This window comes from Aliihoeflea sp. 2WW, from assembly GCF_000497755.1.
Taxonomy (GTDB): domain Bacteria; phylum Pseudomonadota; class Alphaproteobacteria; order Rhizobiales; family Rhizobiaceae; genus Aliihoeflea.
The window spans coordinates 1-2,323 of sequence record NZ_AYOD01000065.1; the positions used below are offsets into that span (position 1 = coordinate 1).

A 2,323-nucleotide genomic window follows, 5' to 3' on the forward strand; every position below is an offset into this window, starting at 1 on the left:
TGAGGGGGAGATGGCCGGCAGGCCAGAGGGGGGTGCCTCGCGCAAACGCCTCACACCGAGGGTTTCCCAATGACCAACCCCAACCTCGACCAATGGCGCAAAGCCGCCGAAAAGGAGGTCAAGCGCGACCCGGACACGCTCGTCTGGAACACGCCCGAAGGCATCGCGGTCAAGCCGGTCTACACCGCAGACGACATCGCCGGGCTCGACCAAATCCACTCGCTGCCGGGCCAAAAACCCTTCCTGCGTGGCCCGCGCGCGACGATGTACACCGGCCGTCCGTGGACGATCCGGCAGTATGCAGGCTTCTCCACCGCCGAGGCGTCGAACGCCTTCTACCGCAAGGCGCTTGCGGCGGGGCAGCAGGGCGTGTCCGTGGCCTTCGACCTCGCGACCCATCGCGGCTATGACTCGGACCATCCGCGCGTCGAGGGCGACGTCGGCAAGGCGGGCGTCGCGATCGACTCGGTCGAGGACATGAAAATCCTCTTCGACGGCATCCCGCTCGGCGAGATCTCCGTCTCGATGACCATGAACGGCGCGGTGATCCCGATCCTCGCGAATTTCATCGTCGCGGGCGAGGAGCAGGGCGTCTCGCGCGCCGAGCTCTCCGGCACAATCCAGAACGACATCTTGAAGGAGTTCATGGTCCGCAACACCTACATCTATCCGCCCGAGCCCTCGATGCGGATCATCGCGGACATCATCGAATACACCGCAAAGGAGATGCCGAAGTTCAACTCGATCTCCATTTCCGGCTACCACATGCAGGAAGCCGGCGCGACGCTCGTGCAGGAACTCGCCTTCACGCTGGCCGACGGGCGCGAATATGTCCGCGCCGCGCTCGCCAAGGGGCTGGACGTCGATGCGTTCGCGGGGCGGCTGTCCTTCTTCTTCGCCATCGGCATGAACTTCTTCATGGAAGCTGCCAAGCTGCGCGCCGCGCGCTTGCTCTGGACGCGCATCATGGAGGAGTTCGAGCCGAAAAAGGCGTCTTCGCTCATGCTGCGCACGCACTGCCAGACGTCCGGCGTCTCGCTGCAGGAGCAGGACCCCTACAACAACGTCATCCGCACGGCCTACGAAGCGCTGTCGGCCGCGCTCGGCGGTACGCAGTCGCTGCACACCAATGCGCTCGACGAGGCGATCGCGCTGCCGACGGAATTCTCCGCCCGCATCGCCCGCAACACGCAGTTGATCCTGCAGCACGAGACGGGCGTGACCAAGGTCGTCGATCCGCTCGCCGGCTCCTACTATGTCGAGAGCCTGACCAACGACCTCGCCGAAAAGGCCTGGGCGCTGATCGGGGAGATCGAGGCGATGGGCGGCATGACCAAGGCGGTCAATGACGGCTATCCCAAGCGCCTGATCGAGGAAGCCGCGACCCGCAAGCAGGCGGCGATCGACCGCGGCGACGAGGTCATCGTCGGCGTCAACAAGTACCGTCTCGAGACCGAGGACGACCTCGACATTCTCGACATCGACAACAAGGCTGTACGCGAGGCGCAGATCGCGCGCATCGAAAAGACGCGTCGTCAGCGCGACCCGAAGAAGTGGGAAGAAGCGATCGCCACGCTGCGCGACGTCGCCCGCACGGGCAAGGGCAACATCCTCGAAGCCGCCGTCGAGGCCGCCCGCGCCCGCGCCACGCTCGGCGAGATTTCCGATGCGCTGCGCGAGGCCTTCGGTGACCACACGGCGGTGCCGAAGGTGGTGCGCAACGTCTACGGTCCAGCCTATGAGGGCGAGCCGGAATACGAGACGCTGGTCGAGCGGCTGGACGGTCTGGCAAAGGTCCTGGGCGAAACGCCCAAGGTCATGGTCGCCAAGCTCGGCCAGGACGGCCACGACCGCGGCGCCAAGATCATCGCATCCGCTTTCGGCGATATCGGCTTCGACGTTCTGGCCGGCCCGCTCTTCCAGACGCCGGGCGAGGCGGCGGATCTTGCGGTGGCGCAGAAGGTGCATGTCGTCGGCATGTCGTCGCTCGCCGCCGGCCACAAGACGCTGGCGCCCCAGCTCGTCGAGGCGCTGAAGACGAAGGGCGCGGAGGACGTCATCGTGGTCGTTGGCGGCGTCATTCCCCGTCAGGACTACCAGTTCCTCATCGACAGCGGCGTGGCGGCGGTCTTCGGCCCCGGCACCAACGTTCTGGACGCCGCCCGGGCCGTGATCGACCTGATGGAAGGCAAGCGCCGCAACGCGTGAACCATCCGCAACGCGGCGGCCCGTGACTGCTGTTTTGTTGAACAGGCTGAGCGGAGGTTTTTGCGAAGGGGACCCCCACCCTCTATCCCTCCCCACAAGGGGGAGGGAGTTCGCC

At 65.9% G+C, this 2,323-nt stretch carries 1 protein-coding gene; it reads left to right on the forward strand.

What is annotated here, in order from left to right; all coding sequences use genetic code 11:
* Positions 1 to 69: 69 nt before the first annotated feature.
* On the forward strand, positions 70 to 2,208 hold the full coding sequence (scpA, locus tag ALII_RS0120275; RefSeq protein ID WP_024589046.1) for a methylmalonyl-CoA mutase: 2,139 nt from the start codon (positions 70 to 72) through the stop codon (positions 2,206 to 2,208).
* The last annotated feature ends 115 nt before the right edge of the window (positions 2,209 to 2,323 follow it).